General features: G+C 33.8%; 22 protein-coding genes. 21 read left to right on the top strand and 1 reads right to left on the bottom strand.

Annotated features, from left to right (window positions below; genetic code table 11):
- Positions 1–5 precede the first annotated feature (5 nt).
- A complete protein-coding gene (locus PHV22_RS05450; RefSeq protein ID WP_295021886.1) occupies positions 6–476 on the top strand; it encodes a DUF3972 domain-containing protein in 471 nt (156 codons plus the stop codon).
- Positions 476–1,333, top strand: a complete 858-nt coding sequence (locus PHV22_RS05445; protein ID WP_299946266.1) for an ARMT1-like domain-containing protein — start codon at positions 476–478, stop codon at positions 1,331–1,333. Before PHV22_RS05450 ends, PHV22_RS05445 begins: the two co-directional genes overlap by 1 nt.
- 1 nt (position 1,334) lies before the next feature.
- Here the strand turns inward: PHV22_RS05445 and PHV22_RS05440 are convergent, their stop codons facing one another.
- A complete protein-coding gene (locus PHV22_RS05440; protein ID WP_295021889.1) occupies positions 1,335–1,865 on the bottom strand; it encodes a carboxymuconolactone decarboxylase family protein in 531 nt (176 codons plus the stop codon).
- 105 nt (positions 1,866–1,970) lie between these two features.
- On the opposite strand from PHV22_RS05440, the gene glyQ reads away from it, so the two are divergent.
- The 19 genes from glyQ (at position 1,971) to hisC (ending at position 19,576) form a co-directional block, all read left to right on the top strand.
- Complete coding sequence (gene glyQ, locus PHV22_RS05435) at positions 1,971–2,852, top strand: glycine--tRNA ligase subunit alpha (RefSeq protein WP_299946262.1); 882 nt, start codon at positions 1,971–1,973, stop codon at positions 2,850–2,852.
- A gap of 1 nt (position 2,853) precedes the next feature.
- Positions 2,854–3,726 carry a DNA adenine methylase gene (locus PHV22_RS05430; protein WP_299946259.1) on the top strand — a complete coding sequence of 291 codons (873 nt, stop codon included), beginning with the start codon at positions 2,854–2,856 and terminating at the stop codon, positions 3,724–3,726.
- A 16-nt stretch (positions 3,727–3,742) separates the two neighbouring features.
- Positions 3,743–5,455 (top strand): DUF262 domain-containing protein, encoded by a 1,713-nt coding sequence (locus PHV22_RS05425; protein ID WP_299946256.1) that lies wholly within the window; start codon positions 3,743–3,745, stop codon positions 5,453–5,455.
- Positions 5,456–5,457: 2 nt separating this feature from the next.
- On the top strand, positions 5,458–6,336 hold the full coding sequence (locus PHV22_RS05420) for a type II restriction endonuclease (RefSeq protein WP_299946253.1): 879 nt from the start codon (positions 5,458–5,460) through the stop codon (positions 6,334–6,336).
- 84 nt (positions 6,337–6,420) lie between these two features.
- The gene (locus PHV22_RS05415; protein ID WP_299946251.1) at positions 6,421–6,714 is read left to right on the top strand and encodes a hypothetical protein; all 294 of its coding nucleotides are present in this window, start codon (positions 6,421–6,423) and stop codon (positions 6,712–6,714) included.
- On the top strand, positions 6,701–7,450 hold the full coding sequence (locus PHV22_RS05410; protein ID WP_299946248.1) for a DNA methyltransferase: 750 nt from the start codon (positions 6,701–6,703) through the stop codon (positions 7,448–7,450). Before PHV22_RS05415 ends, PHV22_RS05410 begins: the two co-directional genes overlap by 14 nt.
- A gap of 122 nt (positions 7,451–7,572) precedes the next feature.
- On the top strand, positions 7,573–8,241 hold the full coding sequence (locus PHV22_RS05405) for a uracil-DNA glycosylase (RefSeq protein ID WP_299946245.1): 669 nt from the start codon (positions 7,573–7,575) through the stop codon (positions 8,239–8,241).
- Positions 8,242–8,296: 55 nt separating this feature from the next.
- A complete protein-coding gene (bioD, locus tag PHV22_RS05400; RefSeq protein WP_295021899.1) occupies positions 8,297–8,938 on the top strand; it encodes a dethiobiotin synthase in 642 nt (213 codons plus the stop codon).
- A gap of 77 nt (positions 8,939–9,015) precedes the next feature.
- Positions 9,016–9,906, top strand: coding sequence for an aspartate carbamoyltransferase catalytic subunit (locus tag PHV22_RS05395; protein WP_295021900.1), 891 nt, complete (start codon positions 9,016–9,018; stop codon positions 9,904–9,906).
- The gene (locus PHV22_RS05390; RefSeq protein ID WP_295021902.1) at positions 9,896–10,834 is read left to right on the top strand and encodes an aminodeoxychorismate synthase component I; all 939 of its coding nucleotides are present in this window, start codon (positions 9,896–9,898) and stop codon (positions 10,832–10,834) included. The genes PHV22_RS05395 and PHV22_RS05390 overlap by 11 nt, the downstream gene beginning before the upstream one ends.
- Before the next feature lie 44 nt (positions 10,835–10,878).
- Complete coding sequence (locus PHV22_RS05385) at positions 10,879–11,862, top strand: transaldolase (RefSeq protein ID WP_295021904.1); 984 nt, start codon at positions 10,879–10,881, stop codon at positions 11,860–11,862.
- Positions 11,859–13,055, top strand: a complete 1,197-nt coding sequence (locus tag PHV22_RS05380; protein ID WP_299946240.1) for a type IV pilus twitching motility protein PilT — start codon at positions 11,859–11,861, stop codon at positions 13,053–13,055. Before PHV22_RS05385 ends, PHV22_RS05380 begins: the two co-directional genes overlap by 4 nt.
- A 65-nt stretch (positions 13,056–13,120) precedes the next feature.
- Positions 13,121–13,657 carry a 50S ribosomal protein L25/general stress protein Ctc gene (locus PHV22_RS05375; RefSeq protein ID WP_295021908.1) on the top strand — a complete coding sequence of 179 codons (537 nt, stop codon included), beginning with the start codon at positions 13,121–13,123 and terminating at the stop codon, positions 13,655–13,657.
- Between the two features lie 2 nt (positions 13,658–13,659).
- Positions 13,660–14,217 carry an aminoacyl-tRNA hydrolase gene (gene pth / locus PHV22_RS05370; protein ID WP_295021910.1) on the top strand — a complete coding sequence of 186 codons (558 nt, stop codon included), beginning with the start codon at positions 13,660–13,662 and terminating at the stop codon, positions 14,215–14,217.
- 23 nt (positions 14,218–14,240) lie between these two features.
- Positions 14,241–15,302 (top strand): LptF/LptG family permease, encoded by a 1,062-nt coding sequence (locus PHV22_RS05365; protein ID WP_295021913.1) that lies wholly within the window; start codon positions 14,241–14,243, stop codon positions 15,300–15,302.
- Positions 15,303–15,401: 99 nt separating this feature from the next.
- The gene (lysA, locus tag PHV22_RS05360) at positions 15,402–16,613 is read left to right on the top strand and encodes a diaminopimelate decarboxylase (RefSeq protein ID WP_295021915.1); all 1,212 of its coding nucleotides are present in this window, start codon (positions 15,402–15,404) and stop codon (positions 16,611–16,613) included.
- A gap of 14 nt (positions 16,614–16,627) precedes the next feature.
- Entirely contained in the window at positions 16,628–17,404 is a 777-nt protein-coding gene (locus tag PHV22_RS05355) for an HAD-IIA family hydrolase (protein ID WP_295021916.1), read from the top strand.
- On the top strand, positions 17,401–18,492 hold the full coding sequence (gene pheA, locus PHV22_RS05350) for a chorismate mutase (protein ID WP_295021917.1): 1,092 nt from the start codon (positions 17,401–17,403) through the stop codon (positions 18,490–18,492). Before PHV22_RS05355 ends, pheA begins: the two co-directional genes overlap by 4 nt.
- Positions 18,482–19,576: a histidinol-phosphate transaminase gene (hisC, locus tag PHV22_RS05345; RefSeq protein ID WP_295021918.1), complete on the top strand. Its 1,095-nt coding sequence runs from the start codon at positions 18,482–18,484 to the stop codon at positions 19,574–19,576. The genes pheA and hisC overlap by 11 nt, the downstream gene beginning before the upstream one ends.
- Positions 19,577–19,588: the final 12 nt, after the last annotated feature.

Here is a 19,588-nt window from a genome sequence, read left to right as displayed (position 1 = left end):
CGCAGATGAAGTGGATGAGTGATGATGAGTATATGGAGCTTACGGGTTTGGATGCTTTTGCACTAGAAGAGTTGGTAGAGAGAGGCAAGCTTACCACTAAAATGGAAGATGGTATCAGATATATAGACCCATCAAAAGGTACGCAAGAGGTTGTTCCGGCACAACTTAAAGCTCTCTCTCTTGGCGGCTCTTCGGAGATGCTGGTTCAGCCAAACTTTGTTGAAAAAACAATCGGTACTATCATAAATCTTCACGAGAAAGTCCTTGATGCAAAAGATGAGACACTTCAGGCAGTTAGGATAGAAAACACTTTTTTAAGAGAGGCGCTTGCTTCTCTTCAAGAGCTTTATGACGAAGATAGAAATACCATAGCAACACTTACGCAACAGCTAAAGCTATCTCAGCAGGAAGTTGAGTTTATGCGAAGAAAGTATAAGCTTATGTGGAACAAAGCGATAGAAGAACACACTAATTAATGCTTATTGACAAAGAGTGTGTGGGTTGCATAATCAACCAAAGCATAAAAGTTGCAAATGCCATAAATGCTTCAAAATCTTTGTCTGATGAGCTAACTTCGACAGTGGAACTTATGAGCAAAGAGTTTTCTCCTGAGAATTCCCCTCCAGAAATCGCATCTTTTGTCTATGAGAAAATGGCACAAATCGCCAACAAAATAGATCTGTATGATGAACTAAAAGAGTCCTCTACAAAAAAAGCTCTTTCGTTTACTCCTCTGCTAAAAGAAAAACTTTTTTATTCGCAAAACAGACTCCTCACAGCTACAAAAATCGCAGTTGCCGGCAATGTAATAGATTTGGCTGCAGCTGTGGAGTTTGACTTGGAAGAGGAACTTGAGAAGATATTTCATACGGAGTTTGCGGATAGTGATTTTGATATATTTGAAGAAAAGTTACAAAACGCAAAAACAGTTTTAGTTATTGGTGATAATGTTGGAGAGCATATTTTCGACTATATATTTATTGAAGAGTTAAAAAAACTTTATCCAAAAGTATCCTATTCATATATGGTGCGAGGTTGCCCGATTATAAATGATGTCACAATGAAAGAAGCAAAAGAGGCTGGTTTTGCTGAGCTTTGTGAGCTTGTGGATAGCGGTGTAAATACTCCTGGATTCACTTACAATAGAGCAAATAAGCACTCAAGAGAGCTTTTTGATAGTGTGGATTTGGTTATCAGCAAAGGCATGGGAAACTATGAGTGCATGAGTCCATCACACAGAAAAAACATCTGTTTTTTGCTAAAAGTAAAATGTAGTGTCGTTGCCAATTCTCTAAAAAAAGAGATTGGCGATATAGTCTGTAAAATAGTCTAGCCTAAGCGCCTAGTCCAAAAACATTTGAGAGTGTGTTTATATAGTTAAAGTATCCAGTAATCGCAACTGCTTCAATGATTTGCACATCGCTATAACCTAAGGCTTTGATAGTGTCGATATCTTCTTTTAATATCTTGTAGTTATCTTTTTGAGCAGCTCTTAGACAGAAATTTAGTAGAGCTTTTTCTTTTGCGTCGGTATCTATTGCATCAACACCCTCTAAGATTTTCTCAATCTTTTCATCAGAGAGACCGAGCATTTTCGCGATGCTTTTGTGGACATCTACACACATTTTGCATCCATTTTCTTTTGAAACTAGAAGCGCGATAGCCTCTTTTGTGTCATAAGAGAGTGTAGTTTCATCAAGAAGATATTTTTGAATCATTACATCCGTTGCAAAATAGATTTTTTCATCTACCGCTAAAAGTTTAAATATATCGCCGAGTTTTCCTGTTTTTTCTAAAATAGGACGCGCTTTTTCTTGAATAGCCGGAGTCATATCTTCAAATTCTGGTAGTTTTATATGTGCCATTTTTTCCCTTTGGTTTTTTTGTATTATACGAAGTGATTCTTATTATTGTCTAAAAGGATAAAGTTTTGCTTTGATATAATCTCATAATTTTTAAAAGAGGCAAATATGATAACTTTCAGCGAAATGTTACTAAAACTACAAGAATTTTGGATGAAGCAGGGGTGTAATATTGTTCAGCCTTACGACATCCCAGCAGGAGCAGGAACCTTTCATCCAGCTACATTTCTTCGTTCACTAGATTCTACTCCATGGTCGGTGGCTTATGTTGCGCCGTCTCGCAGACCAACTGATGGAAGATATGGCGAAAATCCAAACCGTCTGGGAAGTTACTACCAATTTCAGGCACTTATAAAACCTTCCCCTGACAACATCCAAGAACTCTATCTCAAATCTTTAGAATTTTTAGGGCTAGATGTAAGCAAGCATGACATTCGCTTTGTAGAAGACAACTGGGAGTCTCCAACGCTTGGAGCATGGGGGCTTGGCTGGGAAGTTTGGCTAAATGGCATGGAAGTGACACAATTTACCTACTTCCAACAAGTCGGCGGAATTGAATGCAATCCTGTAGCAGTTGAGATAACTTACGGAACAGAGAGACTTGCGATGTACCTGCAAGGCGTGGACACCGTTTTTGACATAGTTTGGGGAGAGAATGAGCATGGAAAAACTCTATACCGCGATGTTCACAAAGAGAGTGAAATAGAGTTTTCAAAATATAACTTTGAAGTAGCAGATACCGCTATGCTTTTTGCGGAGTTTAATGCTAAAAGTACCGAATGTCTAAAAACACTTGAAATGGGACTTCCGCTTCCCGCTTATGATTTATGTATGATGGCAGCAAGCACTTTTAATGTACTAGACGCCAGAAAAGCTATCAGCCAAACAGAGCGACAAAACTACATCCTAAAAATCCGTGAACTCTCAAAAGGGTGTGCAGAACTTTACAAGGCTCAGGAAGAGGATAGAAATAAGAGAGTTAAGGGGTAAGATGACCGCACCTCTAAACCAATCTAACTTTACAAAATATCAACCATTTGTAAAATGGGTTGGCGGTAAAAGAGGGTTGCTTTCTCAAATCATTCCGCTTATTCCAAAAGAGTTTAATAATTACTTTGAGCCCTTTGTAGGCGGTGGTGCACTTTTCTTTGAACTCTATTCACTAAGACTTTTAAAAGATAAAAAAATTTATCTTTTTGACATTAATGCGGAGCTTATCAATACATATAATATTGTAAAAAATAATCCCGCAGAACTTATAAAAAATCTTCAAGAATTTAAAGAAAAACACTCCAAAGAGTTTTATTATGAAGTAAGAGCTTGGGATCGAGAAGAAAGCTTTTTACAAAGAAGCGATATAGAGCGTGCTTCAAGATTCATCTATCTCAACAAAACTTGCTTCAATGGACTTTACCGAGTAAACAGTAAAGGCTATCACAATGTACCGATAGGGAGTTATAAAAATCCAAATATTTGTGATGAACTTGTTATCCACAATGCTAGTGAAGCTCTGCAAAATGCTAAAATTTTTAACAGCTCATATAAAGATGTACTCTTACATGCAAAAGAGAATGATTTCGTATATTTCGATCCTCCGTACTATCCGCTCACATCAACATCAAGTTTTACTTCATACAACAAAGATAGCTTTTTAGATAAAGAGCAAAAAGAGCTTTTTGAGGTTTTTGATAATTTAGCAAAACAAAAAAGTCATGTCATGCACTCAAATTCGGATACTGATTTTATAAATGAGCTATATAGAGATTTTGAAATTAAGAATATTCAGGCAAATAGATTTATAAACAGTAAAAGTAGTGGTCGTGGGAAAATTAGTGAAGTAATTATTCAAACAAAATTAAATTAACTAAGGGATATTCAAAATGAATGTTGATGCTAAAAATTTAACAATAGAGAATGTATTAACTAAGGGTAGTTATATCATTCCTGATTATCAAAGAGAATTTGCATGGAATGTTGAAAATATAAAAGAGTTAATTAGTGATATAAGCGAAAGCACCCCTCAAGAAAATTATTTTATTGGGCATATGGTTTTACAGGGTGATTTTAATGGTAATTTTTTTGAAGTAGTTGATGGACAACAAAGGATAACGACCATTACAATTATGTTATGTGCTATTAGAGATATATTCATTGAAAGAGCTAAAGATGAAACTTTAGATAAAGCATTACAAGAAGAAATGGTAGAATATGCAAATGCAATTGATGAAAAATATATATTTAATAAAGATAGAAATAATAAAAGATTTGTTGTTTTAAATAGTGAAATGCCTTACCCCTTATTCCAAAAGTTAGTACAAAGTAAGCCAAGCGAAAAAGATTTTAAAGTAATACCAGAAAAAAGTGGTGATAAAAAAATAAAAGATGCTTATAATCAGTGTCTTTTAGAGTTTAAACAATTATTACATATTCAACTTGTAACATTCAGGGATAAAGTTTTGAATTTAGAATTAATTTTTGTAGCAGTAAAAGATGAAGCTGATATACATAATGTATTTGAAACATTAAATGCTAAAGGAAAAGATTTAGATGCTTTTGATTTAATTAAGAATAAAGTTTTTAAGCTTTACCCAAAAGAAGCTCACTTAAAAGAACCAAAAGACAGTTGGAAAAAAATCGTAGATAATACGCAGGGCAGTTCACTTAGTTTTTTAAATAACTTTTGGGCGTCAAGGTACAAAAAAGTTTCAGATAAGAATATTTTTAAAGAATTTATTAGAACTAGCAAGCAAGATGGATTTAACTACAAAACTTTCTTAGCAGAACTTGTCTCAGATTCAGAAATATATCATAAAATAATCATGCCTGAAGAGTCTGATTGGAAAAATAATAAATTAATGTCCATATATATTTCACTTGAAGCGATTTCTATTTTTAAAGTTAAAGTAGCAAATGCAATTATTATCGCTTTATTGAGAGCACTGAATGAAAAAAAAATATCTGAAGCATATTGTATAAAAACTATGCAAGTTATTGAAAAGTTTCATTTTATTCATAATGCAATATGTTCATTACGATCTTCGGGAATGGATACTATGTATGCAAAAATATCTAAAAACATTTATCTTGCTAATGACAAAGAGGCAGTACATAAAAAAATAGATGAATTTATTGTAAGTTTAAACAATAAAATGCCAACAATCGAGCAGTTTAAGGCAAAGTTCGATTCAAAGTTATTTTATTCTGATACAAAAGGTAAAAATAAAGAATTAGAAAAAAATAAAAAATTAGTTCAGTATGCACTAAAAAAGATAGAGTACAAAAAACAAAATGGAAATGTAAAGCTTTTCAATGTTAGTATTGAACATGTGTGTCCAGAAACTAGAACGCAAGAATGGTCGAAAATCGATGAAAAACTGGTGATTAATATTGCCAATTTAGTTTTATTAGATTCTAATTTAAACTCAAGAATAGGGCAAAAAAACTATCAAAATAAACGAGAAACTATACTTGCGGAAAATACAATATTATCAACGAATGATGTTTTTAACAAATATAACAATTGGGATAACAAAGTAATTAACGAGAGGAAAGAAGATCTTATTATGTCATTATATAGTGAAGTTTGGAAGTAAATATGAGTTTTACTATACTGAGAAACACACTTCAAGACTCAATCTTTACATGGGATTATTTCACAGACTTTGAAAAAGCCAAACTTAATGTGAAAAAAATAGAAAAAGAGTTAAATTTACTTAACTATTTAATAGGTAAAGAAAATATTGAAGAGGAATTTTTATCTTTAGTGGAAGAGTATCCAAAGGTTAGAAAAATACTTCCGATACTTATAGCTATCAGAGATGATAAGTTGTCATGCACACCAATTATCACAGATTTGGAAACTTTAATACCAGAAAATAAAAAATATATTTTTAATGATCCAATAGATAAAAATATTAAAAAAGAGCTGTTAATCTTTTTTAAAGAGAGTGGCTTGAAAGATATTTTTGAAAGTAAAGCAGTTAAAAATTTAGTTGATTATTGCTTTGGTGTGGAAGTTGGTTTCGATACAAATGCGAGAAAAAATAGAACTGGCGATATTATGGAAAAACTTGTGTTTAAGTTTTTAGAAGGGTTTTGTGAGGAAAATAAAAATTTACAATTCATAGAACAAGCTACACAAAAAAGAATCAAGTCTGCTTTTGACTATGATATTGAGATAGATAAAAATAGTAGAAGATTTGATTTTGCACTGTTTGACAAAATAAAAAACAAACTCTTTCTAATAGAGGTAAATTACTATAGCGGCGGCGGTTCAAAGCTTAAAGCTACCGCGGGCGAATATCAATATCTAAATGATTTTGTTAAAGCTCAAAATATTGATTTTATTTGGATAACTGACGGTAAAGGTTGGCTTACTTCTTTACGCCCACTTGAAGAAACTTTTAATCATAATGATTATGTGATAAATCTAGATATGTTAAAAAACGGAGCTTTAAAACAAATCTGTTTATAGTTAATTATATGACAAATTGCAATATTTTTTAATATTTATTACTTAACTTGATATTATGTATTTAATATTATTTAAGGATAAACCATGAAAAAAACCTATTATGAGTCACTTTATGTAGTAGATATTGATGTTTTAGAAGGAAATGAAGAAATAGCAGAAGGTTTTGTTTTTCAAGGAAGTAAAAATTGGGATTTGTATTTTTTAGAAGCTATCCCAATTTTAGAACCTGAATTGCTTAAGAATGTTTCACTTTGGGAGTTTGATGAAAAATCAGAGTTTAAAAATAATCTGCAAAATAATCATATTATAGATTATTCAATAGAACATGTTCATGAACTAAATAAGTATTTTATATTGGTTGCCAATGGCAAAGATTAAAAAACTTCATCCCGAAGAGTTTGAGCAAGAGTGTACAACAGTTTGGAGTTTCAGACGGCGTGGAAATTGGGCGACTCATAACTCAAAATATAGAGGAAATTGGGCTCCTGAGGTTGTGCGCAATCTTGTACTTAGATATTCGCAAGAGAAAGATTGTTTACTCGATCCGATGATTGGCGGAGGAACGACTGCTGTTGAGTGTAAGCTTTTAAATCGCCATCTTCTAGCCTTAGATATAAATCCAAATGCAATAGAGCTGACAAAAAGCGCGCTTAATTTCGAGTGTGAATATAATCCCAAGATAAGAGTTGAGTTAAATGATGCAAGAGATTTGTCAATCTTAAAAGATGAAACAATAGACTTTATCTTAAATCATCCGCCTTATGCAGATATTATAAAATACAGTGATAGAAAGATAGAAGAAGACCTATCAAATATCCATAATTTAGAAAAATTTTGCGATGAGATGGAAAAAGTTGCAAATGAGTTTTACAGAGTTTTGAAAAAAGATAAATATTGTGCAATATTGATAGGTGATACTAGAAGAAATAAGATGTATCAACCTATGGCTTTTATGGTTATGCAGAGGTTCTTAAAAGTTGGTTTTGAACTAAAAGAAGACATCATCAAGCATCAGCATAACTGCAAAGCGACTGGTTTTTGGGTAAACAAGAGTAAAGAAGCAAATTTTCTGCTTATCATGCATGAGCATCTTTTTGTGTTTCAAAAAAATTAAAATTTGGTAATATAAGCGAATAATATTGCTAAAGTGATATGCTTTAGTGGTTGAAAATATTAAATTTCCTCTATACTGAGGTATTTTTACAAATTAGTTAGCTGTAATATTTAGGAATAAACATGAGATTAAATAGTGATTGGCAGCTTATTTTAAAAGATGAGCTAGATAAAGAGTATTTTGTTGAGCTTTTATCATTTATAGAGTCGGAATATAAAACTAAAAAGATATTTCCTAAACAAGAGGATGTTTTTAGGGCTTTTAATATAACGGCTGTTGATAAAGTTAAGGTGGTTGTATTGGGTCAAGACCCGTATCATGGTGAGAATCAAGCGAATGGTTTAGCATTTTCTGTATATAAAGGATGTGTTATTCCGCCATCATTGCGAAATATATTTAAAGAACTTGAGGATGATGTTGGGTGTGCTGTGCCAAGTTATGGTGACTTAACTAAGTGGGCAGAGGATGGTGTTTTGCTCATAAACAGCGTACTGAGCGTAGTTGAGTCAAAGCCAAACTCGCATCAAAATATTGGTTGGGAAAAATTCACAGATTGCGTTGTTAGGACTATGTCAATTATGTTTGAAAATATAGTTTTTATTTTATGGGGAAACTCATCGCAAAAAAAAGCGTCTTTTATTGATGAAAACAAACATCTTGTTTTGAGGGCTCCACATCCATCTCCGCTCTCTTGCTATAGAGGTTTCTTTGGCTCAAAACCTTTTTCAAAAACCAATCTATATCTAAAAGCTCACAATAAAAAAGAGATTGACTGGTGTATAAATCTGTAGTGATGATTTAATATAAAGAGGCTAAAATTCACTAACTAAAATAAGCTGGAGCGGTATGAAACGAATTTTTATAACGGCTACAAATACAAATATCGGAAAGACATATACAACAAAATTGCTTTTAGAAGAGTTCGCATTTCGTGGCATTAGGGTTGGGGCAATAAAGCCAATAGAGACAGGGGTTGCTAGTTTTCCTTTGGATGCGCAAGAGATTTTGACATCTTTGAAAAGACTAAATAATGAATTTAAAGATATAAAAATAGACGATATTGCTCCAATAACCTACAAACTTCCAGCAGCTCCTTTTGTTGCTTCAGGAAATGCTCCTTTGGATTTAAAGCTACTTGATGATGCGGTGGAGAAAATTGAAAAATTATGTGATTTACTAATCATTGAGGGTGCTGGCGGACTTTACACGCCAATTGATAAAGATTTTATGATGATTGATTTGATATCTCACTTTGGTGCTTCGGCTCTCTTGGTTACGCATTGCTCGTTGGGATGTATAAATGATACGCTTCTTAGTAAAAAAGCACTAGATGATAAAAATATAAAATATACAGTAGCGTTTAACTGCAGAGAAAATGATAATGATTTTGCGATAACTTCGAAGGATTATTTTTTAAAATCAAATTTAGATGTGTTAAAAGTTGGCGAAAATATAAAAGAGATATGTGATATTTTATTGGAAATTTGATTTAACTCTTAAGTATATGTGGTTAGTTGAGTTTGGTATAATGTTGCATAATCAATAAATATTCAAAAAAGAGCATTATGAAACATTTACTTCGTACGGATGATTTTAACAATGAAGAGATAGAGGGCATCTTAAGAGATGCAAAAATTTTTAACGAGAAGATAAAAAATGGTGAAAAGTTTGAAAAAATTCTTCAAGATAAGGTGATTATTACTCTCTTTTTTGAAAACTCAACTCGTACAAGAAGTTCATTTGAGATTGCTGCTAAGAGATTGGGGGCAGAAGTTGTTCATCTTGATGTAACAAAGAGCTCTACAAGTAAGGGCGAGACACTCATAGATACCGCCATGAATCTTGATGCGATGTATCCCCATGCGATAATAGTAAGGCACCAAAACTCAGGCGTTCCAAGCATACTCTCAAGCAATACAAGAGCTTCCATAATAAACGCTGGAGACGGAGCACACGCCCATCCAACACAAGCCCTTTTAGACCTCTTTACCCTTAGGGAGCATTTTGGGGATCTGGTTGGTAAAAAGATAGCTATTGTTGGTGATATTATAAATTCGCGGGTTGCAAACTCAAATATTGAGCTTTTAGGCAGATTTGGAATGGAGGTTATTTTGGTTGCACCTCCTCAATTTTTGCCAAAAACAAAACTCAGAACAACCCACTTTTTAAATGAGATAATTGATGAAGTTGATGCGATTATGAGTCTTAGAACACAGACTGAAAGACACTCATCTCAAAGTTATGCCTCTTTGAAGGATTATGCAAGTGATTTTTGTATCACTGCTGAACTTGTAGGAGATAGGGATATTATAATCCTTCACCCTGGACCAGTCCATAGAAATATTGATATTGATGATGTTTTATTGTCCGATAAAAGATGTAAAGTTTTAGAGCAGGTCTCAAATGGTGTTCCAATAAGAATGGCAGTTTTAAAAAAACTTATTTATGACATTTGATGATTTAAACTCTTTTGGGGAAAAACGCAAACCCTTTCTTTTTATATCTGATTTTAAAGCACAAAACTTAAAAATAATAGCATTAGATGAGCTTGATGATAATGACATTGAGTTTTCTATAAATGAGCATTTTGAAGTGAAAAAACATAGTCACACTTTGGAGAAGCTTGCCTCAAATTTTAGCGACTATGAAAAAAAATTTAACTCCGTAATGGAAGATATAAAATCTGGAAATACATATCTTCTCAATCTCACTCAGCCATCAAAGATTAGAACAAGTCTCACACTAAAAGAGATTTATGCAAATGCAAATGCCCACTATAAGCTAAGATACAAGGATGAGTTTGTTTGTTTCTCTCCAGAGCAGTTTATCTGCATAAGAGAGTCCCGTATCCATACTTTTCCAATGAAAGGTACAATTGATGCCCAGATACCAGATGCCAAAAACATAATCTTAAGCGACAAAAAAGAGATGGCAGAACATATTATGGTTGTAGATTTACTAAGAAACGACCTCTCAATTGTAGCCTCAGATGTCAGGGTAGAGAAGTTTAGATATGTAAAAAGTATAGATGCCGGAGAAAAGAGGCTTCTTCAAGTAAGCTCTCATATAAGCGGGAGCCTTTTTGGCAATTGGCATGAAAAAATAGGCGATATTTTAAAAGCAATGCTTCCAGCTGGGAGCATAAGTGGAGCCCCAAAAAAAAGCACTTTGGATATTATACATAGAGTCGAAATGTATGAAAGAGGTTTTTTTAGTGGAGTCTTTGGTGTGTATGATGGCAAGAGTTTTGATAGCGGAGTAATGATTCGTTATATAGAAAAAACAGCAGATGGACTTATTTATAAGAGTGGCGGAGGCATAACGCTAGATAGTGATGCAAAAAGCGAATATAATGAATTATTGGATAAGATATATTTGCCGTAATTGATTTATTGTAAATTGAAAAAAAACTATAAAAAGGGGTTGGTGTGTATATAAAAGAGTTAAAGTTCTCTTTATGGGCAGATTTTATCGAGAGAGAGTATCTTGATAATGAGTTTAAAGATTTGATTAAAAAAGGGATTATAAATGGTGCAACATCTAATCCGGCAATATTTAAGAGTGCGATTTTAACATCGAGTGCCTATAAAGAGCAGTTAAGTGTTCTTAAATCTCTTTCTCCAAAACAAAAATATGAAGCAGTTGCAATATTTGATATTCAAAAGGCAGCAGATATACTAAAACCACTTTATGATGTAGGCAACGATGGTTATGTTAGTATAGAGGTTGATCCATACCTTTGCGATGATGCAGATGCTACCATAGAGGAAGGAAAGAGACTCTTTAAGCAAATTGGTAGAGAAAATGTTATGATAAAAATTCCTGCAACCGAGGCTGGTTATATTGCTATGAGAGAGCTAGTTAAAAGTAAAATCCCAGTTAACGCTACACTTATATTTAAGAAGTCACAGGCACTATCTTGCGCAAATGCTTTTATTGAGGGCTTAAAGAGTCATAACTCTAAAGTTGATACCGTTATAAGTGTTTTTGTAAGCAGAATCGATAGAGCGCTAGATGAGAGGTTAGCAGCAGGTGGCGTAGCCGTGGCACTTTGCGGAATTTATAACAGTTCAGAGATATATTCGGAAATAGAGAAAATGAGGATAGAAGGTTGTAGAGTACTTTTTGCAAGCACTGGAGTAAAGGGCAACTCCTTAAAGCCACACTATTATATTGAAAATCTTTTAGCATACAATAGTGTAAATACTGCACCGCTAGATACAATAGAATCATTTTATAATGAGAGTAGTTTAAGAGATGGTGTTTTACCAATTTCATCAGCTATTATTAAAGAGCATTTTAAAAAAGTTAGTGATTTGGGCATAGCTTTTGAAGCAGTTTTAGATGGGCAAATAAGAGATGGTTTAGAATCATTTAAAATTGCTTTTAAAGATATTTTGGAGGCACTATGAGTAGTAGCGAGCACGCAGTAGATATTAGTCTGCTAACTTTTGAAGAGTTAAAAAAGATTAGGGCATACCTTAAAAAATTGATAGAAGTTGGTGGAAGTGACTTGCATGTCAAAGCAAATGGTGTTATTCGTGCTAGAATAAATGGAAGTATTATTCAGTTTTCTGGCGGGATATTTACTCATGAGATGGCTATGACTTTATCAAAAGAGATTCTCAGAGGTAGATATGGTGAGTTTATTCAGAATAAGGAGATAGATTTAGTCTACCAATTTGACGAAAAAAACCGTTTTCGTGTAAATATTTTCTTTCAAACAGATGGACCATCTTTTGTTTTTCGTGTTATTCCAATGGAAGTTCCTACACTTGAAAAGATGAAATTTCCAGAAGCTATAGAAGCTTTTACAAAAGAGTCTCGCGGGCTTATTCTAGTAACTGGAGCAACTGGTAGTGGAAAGTCAACTACTCTTGCAGCCATGATAAATGAGATTAATTTAACAGCAAAAAAACATATCATAACCATAGAAGATCCAATCGAGTTTGTACATAAAGATAGAGGATGTATCATAAACCAACGCTCAGTTGGACAAGATACCCTCTCTTTTGATAGAGCACTACGAGCCGCACTTCGTGAAGATCCAGATATCATACTTGTTGGAGAGATGAGAGATAGAGAGACGGTGGAGCTCGCACTGCACGCGGCAGATACTGGGCATCTTGTTTTTTCAACACTCCATACAATAGATGCAAAAGAGACAATAAATCGTGTTATCGGAATGTTTCCAACAGATGAGCAAAATCGTGTTCGTTTAGCACTTTCTGGTGTTTTAAAAGGTGTTATTTCTCAAAGACTTATACCAACAATAGAGGGCAAGCGAGTTGCGGCTATGGAAGTTCTAGTTAAGACGGCAACCATAGAGAAGTTGATAATGGAAAATCGTGACTATGAGATTAAGGAGACAATAGAAAAAGGCAGAGAGCACTATAAATCTCAAAGTTTTGATCAACACATACTTGACATATACAACGACGGTATTATCACAAGAGAAAAAGCAAAAGATTATGCAACAAGCCCATCTGATTTGGAGCTTAAAATGAATGGATTTAACAGTAGTAAAAACCCATCCCATAGTGAGCAACATGAAGTAAAAGAGAGTAGAAATAGTAGGGATGATGATATTTTTGATTTAAAGTAGTATATTTAACTCTGCTTAAAGCATAAAAAGGTAAAATTCCAAACATTTTTTATTAAGGATTCAATATGTTAGAAGGCATAATTAGAGAGAGTATTGGCAAGAAGGGTACGAAAGCACTTCGCCGTGATGGATATCTAATCGCAAACATCTACGGAAAAGGGCTTGAAAATATTCATGCTGCGTTCAAAATGAATGAGTATATCCGTACTGTTCGCAACAAAGATACTTTATCATTCCCGATTACTGTGGGTGGAAAAGAGATGAATGTTGTAGTTCAATCATATGAGGCACATCCAGTAACTGCACTGCTTTTACATGTAGATTTGATGGTTGCACAATCAGGTGTTGTAACTCACTATCATGTTCCAGTTGTGCCACAAGGTGATGCAATCGGTCTAAAAAATAAAGGTCTTGTTCATGTTGCAAAACCTCGTTTAAGAGTAAAAGCGGCAATCGAAAATACTCCAAATGCAATATATGTTGATGTTTCTCCAATGGATGTTGGTGATTCAATGCTAATTCGTGAATTAGCAAAAATACCTAATGTTACATTTACTGATTCTGATCGTGTATCTGTATTAAGTGTAATTAAGGCAAAATAATTATGCTAATAGTCGGCCTGGGAAATCCAGGCCAAAACTATGAAAAAACTCGTCACAATATCGGTTTTATGGTTATCGATAATCTTGTAAAAAAAACAAACTCTCAAAAAATAAGCTCCTCATCATTTAAGGGTGAACTTTTCAAATTCTCAAATCATTTTTTATTAAAACCACTTACTTTTATGAATCTTTCGGGCGAATCCATTGAAGCTGTAAAATCTTTTTATAAAATCGATGAAGTTGTTGTAATACATGATGATTTAGATCTCCCATTTGGAACCATTCGCTTTAAGAGAGGTGGCGGACATGGCGGACATAATGGACTTAAATCCGCTGATGAAAAGATATCTAAAGAGTATATAAGAATCCGTATGGGCATTGGAAAACCCGAACATAAGGGTGAAGTGGCATCTTTTGTTCTTAGTCCCTTTTCTATAGATGAAGAGAAATATCTGAAAGAGTGGATATCTTCGGCATCTGAGGCAGTGGAATATCTGCTAAAAAATTCGCTAGAAGATACAAGCTCTAAATATACAATTAAAAATTTTCAGCTAAAATAACCCAAACTACTAAATGGATCTACATGTTGGCATTTAACTATATCTCTCTGCACTACATCAAGTATTTCGCTATTATTTTACTTGCTCTTGTCATGTTTATGGTTGGATTTGACTATATGGGAAATACAGAAAAATTAGATATTTCTGCAAATCTTCTTCTTATATATTTGGTATATAAATCTTTCTATGCAGTTGATATTCTTCTTCCTCTTTCGCTTGTTTTTGCTATGATAACTACAAAGATTTTTCTAATCCGATCAAATGCTCTTGTATCATTCTACTCTCTTGGTTATTCGAGAATTGATGTTTTAAGGCCCTTTGTTGTTGTCTCAAGTGTTACTATACTTATTTTTATATCACTTCACTCATTACCAAATTTTGCTAGAGCAGATGAATTTGCTAAAAATATTCGCAAAAACACACAATATCTAAATCCATCAAGCAATCTTTTTTTTACATATGAAGATAAATTTGTCTATTTTTCAAGCCTGTTGCCACTTCAAGAGAGAGCTGAAGGTATTAGAGTTTTTACACTAGTAAATAATTCATTAAAAGAAGTTCTAATGGCAACAGAAGCTAAATATGTTGATGAGTCATGGTATATTAAAAAAGCGGACATTATAACAAAGCCAGATAATATAGATTTTAAATCCCTTGGTATAAGAGTTAAAGAAGAGGATGGATTAAAAATTCTTCATGGATTTCGTCCAAAAATGTTAGATCAAGTTTATGAGGGAAAAGTAAACTTTACTGTTATAGATGCTGTTGATGCTTTCATACTTCTAAAGGCTCAAAAAATTAATACCGATGTTGTGAAGAGTGTTTTGTATAAGATGTTTATTTATCCACTTTTTGTACCAAGCCTAATAATTATAATCTTCTTTTTTGTCCCAGTAAGTATTAGATTTTTAAATGTATCTCTCTTTAGTTTTACAGCTATCGTATCATCGCTTTTTGCTTGGGCTATTTTGTTTATTCTTATTGAATTATCAAATAATAAAACCATATATAGTGAGATTGGAATCATAGTTCCGCAGATAATTTTAAGCGCTGTGGCTATTAGGCAGTGGAGAAAATATAGTTAGAGAATCCGAAAATTAACTATGCTTGTATGTGCGCCGTTAGTTGAGTTTGGTATAAGTACATTTTAGATAAAATAAGCAAAAAATATTTAGGACTTTTTTGTGATAAATTTTAAAGAGTTAGCCCAAACCTACAAAACCCCACTCTATGTTTATGATTTTGACTATATGACAAAGCAGTACGAAGAGCTAAAAGTGGCTTTTAAAGGTAGAAAATCAATTATGGCTTTTGCTGTCAAATCAAATTCAAATCTTAGTGTTATTAAGCATTTTGCAAATCTTGGAAGCGGTGCAGATTGTGTCTCTATCGGTGAAGTTCGTCGTGCATTTTTAGCAGGTGTTCCAAAATATAAGATTATTTTCTCTGGCGTTGGTAAGAGTGATGATGAGATTAGAGAGGCTATCGAGAGAGACATTTTATACATCAATGTCGAGAGCGAAGCAGAGCTTTTACGAGTTGAGCTTATAGCAAAAGAGTTAAACACAGTTTGTAGAATTAGCGTGAGAGTAAATCCAAACATCGATCCCAAAACCCATCCATATATCTCAACAGGACTTCATGATAATAAGTTTGGTGTTGAGATAGATATGGCAAAAAGAATGTATATTCGTGCCAACAACTCTGAGCATTTAGACCCAGTTGGAATCCATTTTCATATAGGTTCTCAGCTAACCCAAGCGGAGCCTATTTATGAATCGGCCGTGATTGTTGCTGACTTGGTTCGCTCTTTAATGGCACTTAAGATAGAGCTAAAGTTTTTTGATATCGGTGGCGGCCTTGGTGTTAAATATAACGACGAAACAACTATAGATCCATATAATTATGCTCAACTTATTTTAATTACACTCAAGGGTCTTGATTTAACTGTCATCTGTGAACCGGGTAGATTTTTAACAGCAAATGCAGGATACTTTTTAACAAAAGTTCTGTATGAAAAACAAAATGGCTTGAAAAGATTTGTTGTGGTTGATGGGGCGATGAACGACTTGATTCGTCCAAGCCTTTATGGTGCTTACCATAAGATAGAGGCAATTACTGATAGTAAAACTGAGGCGACAATAGCTGATATTGTTGGTCCTGTTTGTGAAAGTGGTGATTTTCTTGCAAAAAATTACTCACTTCCAATTTTAGAACATAATGATTTGCTTGTGGTTCATAGTGCTGGGGCATATGGTTTTGGTATGGGAAGTAACTACAACACCAGAGGCAGAAGTGCTGAAATTGCGATTAGCGATGGCAAGGCAAGATTAATTCGTAAACGAGAAACTTTTGATGATTTAGTGGCTCTCGAACTAGAATTTTTACAAGATTAATTGGAGATATTGAGTTGTATTTTTTAGATGTTCAAGGTACTCTGATTAGTGATATAGACAAAAGCCCAATTCGTGGGAGTATAGAGTTTGTTGATGCACTAAATAAAAAAAATATTCCATATATGATTATTACGAACAACACTAAAAAAAGCTCAAACGATTTTTATCTCTATTTAAAATCTATTGGTTTTAATTTTAACTTCTCATCATATCTTGATCCTCTTATGCTTTTGGAATCTCATGTGAGCAAAGACGCAGTTGCAGCTTATGGTGGGGATGAGTTTTTAAAAAATCTCATCAACATGGGCTTTGTGTTTGATTATAAAAATCCAAAAACAGTTCTTATTTCCATAAAAGAGAATTTTACAAATGAAGAGTTTGCTCAAATGATAGATTTTTTACTCAGCGGAGCATCTTTGGTTGGAATGCACGAAACATCTATATATGCTAAAAACTCAAAGCGATACCCTGGTGTTGGCGCAATTTTGAAGATGCTTGAGTTTGCTACATCGACGGCGTATAGTGTTGTTGGTAAGCCAAGCAAAGCCTTTTATGAAGAGGGACTAAAGATGCTTCAGCTTCAAAATCCCACTGCAAAATTTAGCGATATCACGATAATAAGTGATGATGTGAAGGGCGATTTAGGCGGAGCGAAAGAGATGGGAATGAAGACTATATTTGTAACAAGTGGAAAATATAAGAGCGAAGAAGAGATAATTCCATTTTTAAAACCTGAACTAAGACCTGATTTTATTTATGCAGATATGCAAGAGATTTTGGAGAGCAGATGAAAACTTTAGACGAGTGCAGAGGTGCAATTGATGCAATTGATGATGAGATACTAACCCTTCTAAATAGCAGAATGAGAGTTGTTGAGAGAGTTGGAGAGATTAAAAAAGATAGTGGCGGAACTATCTATAGGCCAGAGAGAGAGAAATCAATTATTGAGCGCTTAACACAAAAAAGCGTAGAGCAGAATGGCTTGCTAAACAAAAATGCAATAGAAGCAATATTTTTAGAAGTTTTTGCAGTTTCAAGAAATCTAGAACTTCCAGAGAAAATAGCCTATCTCGGACCTGAGGGAAGTTTTACTCATCAAGCAGCGGAGAGCCGTTTTGGTGCTATGAGTGATTATCTCTCTTTGGGTTCCATCGCTTCTGTATTTAAGACGCTTGAGGCAAAAAGAGCTAAATTTGGTGTTGTTCCTATTGAAAACTCAAGAGATGGAATCGTTGGGGAAACACTCGATCTGCTTGCAAAGAGTTCTGTAAAAATTATTGCCGAGCTTTATATGCCTATTCATGTATCATTCGCCACAAAGGCAAAAAAACTTGAAAATATTAAGAAAATATACTCAAAAGATAAAGGTTTTGGACAGTGCAGGGAGTTTTTGCAAGAGCACGGCTTTGAAAATGTAGAGCAAATTCCAGTAGAATCAACAGCAAAAGCGGCAATCTTAGCGGCTGCAGATGAGAGTGCCGCTGCTCTATGCAGTCATATTGCGGCGAAACTTTATGGTGTTCCAACAATGTTTGACTTTGTTGAAGACGATATAGGAAGCGAGACTAGATTTGTGATACTTAGTGATTTTAAAAACGGTATCAGCGGAAGTGATAAGACTTCAATATTGGTAAAACTAAAAGATACACTAAAAGCTGGTTCATTGGTGCACTTCTTACGGGATTTTGATGAAAAAAATATAAATCTCTCGAAAATAGAGTCAAGACCTTCAAAAGATGAGAGTGGATTTGGACACTGGTTTTATATAGATTTTTATGGGCACATTGACGATGTAGAAATTCAAAGCATAATATCAAAATATAAAGAGGAAGTGACTTGGCTAGGAAGTTACGCAAAAGGAGAAGACGATGAAATTTAATAAAAAATTAGAAAATATAACAACATATGAAGCAGGTAAACCAATAGAACTAGTCGTTAGAGAGTTTGGAATTGAGCCAAAAGATATTGTAAAACTTGCATCAAATGAGAATCCTTATGGCTGTTCGCCAAAAGTTCAAGATGCTGTAAGAGCTATAATTGGGAAAATGTCCCTTTATCCAGATGACTCTATGATTAAACTAAAAGATGCGCTAAGCAAAAAATTTGATGTAAAAAATGAAAATATTATAATTGGTTCAGGAAGTGACCAAGTTATAGAGTTTCTGATTCATGCAAAAGCAAATTCAAACTCTAAGATTTTGATGAACAGCATAACTTTTGCAATGTATGAGATATACGCAAAGCATGTAGGCGCAGAGGTTATAAGAACTACTTCACAAGAGCATGATTTAGAGCAATTTTTTGAGATATATAAAAAAGAGAAACCTGAGATTATATTTTTATGTACGCCAAACAATCCGACTGGTGATTGTGCAGATGCGACCGATGTACTGAATTTTATAAAAAAAATAGACAGCGATACTTTGGTTGTGGTTGATAGTGCTTATATGGAGTACGCAATTGCTAAAGATAAATCAAAAGAGATAGTGATAAAAGATTTGATTGAGCAGTTTGATAATGTAATATATCTCGGCACATTTTCAAAAGCATACGGACTTGGCGGTATGAGGGTCGGTTATGGTATCGCTGATGCTAAAATCATAAAAGAATTATACAAACTAAGACCGCCATTTAATATAACTACGCTCTCCCTAGAAGCAGCGTCAGTTGCACTTGAGGATGAGGAGTTTGTTAAAAAGAGTGTAACGCTAAATTTAGAGCAGATGAAACGCTACGAAGAGTTTGCAAAAAAGAAAAATATAGATATAATTAATAGCTATACAAATTTTGTAACTTTATCTCTAAATGCGAGTCAAAATTCGACAGAGATATCAAATTCGCTTCTAAAGCAAGGGATGATTGTTAGAAATCTAAGTAGTTATGGGATGAACTCGATCAGAGTTACGATAGGAACCGATGAGCAAAATAGTCGTTTTTTTGAACTAATAACACCACTTCTATAATCTAAAATGGGA

Origin of the sequence: Sulfurimonas sp., from assembly GCF_028713515.1 — a bacterium.
In the GTDB taxonomy this organism is placed as follows: Bacteria; Campylobacterota; Campylobacteria; order Campylobacterales; family Sulfurimonadaceae; genus Sulfurimonas.
This window is presented reverse-complemented; position numbering and strand designations above follow the sequence as displayed.

What these genes read in the sequence shown, in the direction of transcription:
- PHV22_RS05450 (WP_295021886.1), top strand. Translation starts at nt 6, where the DNA reads ATGAAGTGGATGAGTGATGATGAGTATATGGAGCTTACGGGTTTGGAT.
- PHV22_RS05445 (WP_299946266.1), top strand. Translation starts at nt 476, where the DNA reads ATGCTTATTGACAAAGAGTGTGTGGGTTGCATAATCAACCAAAGCATA.
- PHV22_RS05440 (WP_295021889.1), bottom strand. Translation starts at nt 1,865, where the DNA reads ATGGCACATATAAAACTACCAGAATTTGAAGATATGACTCCGGCTATT.
- glyQ (WP_299946262.1), top strand. Translation starts at nt 1,971, where the DNA reads ATGATAACTTTCAGCGAAATGTTACTAAAACTACAAGAATTTTGGATG.
- PHV22_RS05430 (WP_299946259.1), top strand. Translation starts at nt 2,854, where the DNA reads ATGACCGCACCTCTAAACCAATCTAACTTTACAAAATATCAACCATTT.
- PHV22_RS05425 (WP_299946256.1), top strand. Translation starts at nt 3,743, where the DNA reads ATGAATGTTGATGCTAAAAATTTAACAATAGAGAATGTATTAACTAAG.
- PHV22_RS05420 (WP_299946253.1), top strand. Translation starts at nt 5,458, where the DNA reads ATGAGTTTTACTATACTGAGAAACACACTTCAAGACTCAATCTTTACA.
- PHV22_RS05415 (WP_299946251.1), top strand. Translation starts at nt 6,421, where the DNA reads ATGAAAAAAACCTATTATGAGTCACTTTATGTAGTAGATATTGATGTT.
- PHV22_RS05410 (WP_299946248.1), top strand. Translation starts at nt 6,701, where the DNA reads ATGGCAAAGATTAAAAAACTTCATCCCGAAGAGTTTGAGCAAGAGTGT.
- PHV22_RS05405 (WP_299946245.1), top strand. Translation starts at nt 7,573, where the DNA reads ATGAGATTAAATAGTGATTGGCAGCTTATTTTAAAAGATGAGCTAGAT.
- bioD (WP_295021899.1), top strand. Translation starts at nt 8,297, where the DNA reads ATGAAACGAATTTTTATAACGGCTACAAATACAAATATCGGAAAGACA.
- PHV22_RS05395 (WP_295021900.1), top strand. Translation starts at nt 9,016, where the DNA reads ATGAAACATTTACTTCGTACGGATGATTTTAACAATGAAGAGATAGAG.
- PHV22_RS05390 (WP_295021902.1), top strand. Translation starts at nt 9,896, where the DNA reads ATGACATTTGATGATTTAAACTCTTTTGGGGAAAAACGCAAACCCTTT.
- PHV22_RS05380 (WP_299946240.1), top strand. Translation starts at nt 11,859, where the DNA reads ATGAGTAGTAGCGAGCACGCAGTAGATATTAGTCTGCTAACTTTTGAA.
- PHV22_RS05375 (WP_295021908.1), top strand. Translation starts at nt 13,121, where the DNA reads ATGTTAGAAGGCATAATTAGAGAGAGTATTGGCAAGAAGGGTACGAAA.
- pth (WP_295021910.1), top strand. Translation starts at nt 13,660, where the DNA reads ATGCTAATAGTCGGCCTGGGAAATCCAGGCCAAAACTATGAAAAAACT.
- PHV22_RS05365 (WP_295021913.1), top strand. Translation starts at nt 14,241, where the DNA reads ATGTTGGCATTTAACTATATCTCTCTGCACTACATCAAGTATTTCGCT.
- pheA (WP_295021917.1), top strand. Translation starts at nt 17,401, where the DNA reads ATGAAAACTTTAGACGAGTGCAGAGGTGCAATTGATGCAATTGATGAT.
- hisC (WP_295021918.1), top strand. Translation starts at nt 18,482, where the DNA reads ATGAAATTTAATAAAAAATTAGAAAATATAACAACATATGAAGCAGGT.